The following is a 527-nucleotide window of genomic DNA, read 5'->3' as shown; positions in this document are numbered from 1 at the left end:
TGCTCGGACGGCGTGCGTGGTCGTGGCGCACCCATGACGAACTTGTCCCATGCGGCTTCCTTCCATTCCAGTGAAAGAATCGCACCATCAAACCGTGGGATCAAACACCTAGGTCAGCGACTACACGGGCGCAGCAGCACTGCTCGATGATCTGCCAAAAACACAGTGGCTGCTCGGTCACCGCGGCTATGATGCAGACTGGCTCAGGGACGCCCTGCATGCCAAAGGCATCCAGCCCTGTATCCCGGGCCGAAAATCTCGCAATCAACCAGTCAGATACGACAAGCGCCGCTATCGGCGACGTAGCCGCATCGAGATCATGTTCGGCCGCCTCAAGGACTGGCGCCGCGTCGCAACCCGCTACGACCGCTGCCCGACCGCCTTCTTCTCTGCCATCGCCCTCGCTGCCACCGTCATCTTCTGGCTGTAATCAACGGGTCCTGACCCTAAGTGTTTGATCCCACGGTTTGATGGTGCGATCCTTTCGTTCGAATGGAAGGAGGCCGTATGGGACAGGTACGTCACGG

Annotated in this window: 1 pseudogene; it reads left to right on the top strand. The window is 59.6% G+C overall.

Annotated features, from left to right (window positions below):
* Positions 1-112 precede the first annotated feature (112 nt).
* A pseudogene (locus ACTHQV_RS19280) lies at positions 113-430 on the top strand (transposase); the annotation flags it as partial.
* Between the last annotated feature and the right edge of the window lie 97 nt (positions 431-527).

This window comes from Sphingomonas sp. SAFR-052 (assembly GCF_051965015.1).
In the GTDB taxonomy this organism is placed as follows: domain Bacteria; phylum Pseudomonadota; class Alphaproteobacteria; order Sphingomonadales; family Sphingomonadaceae; genus Sphingomonas.
This window is presented reverse-complemented; position numbering and strand designations above follow the sequence as displayed.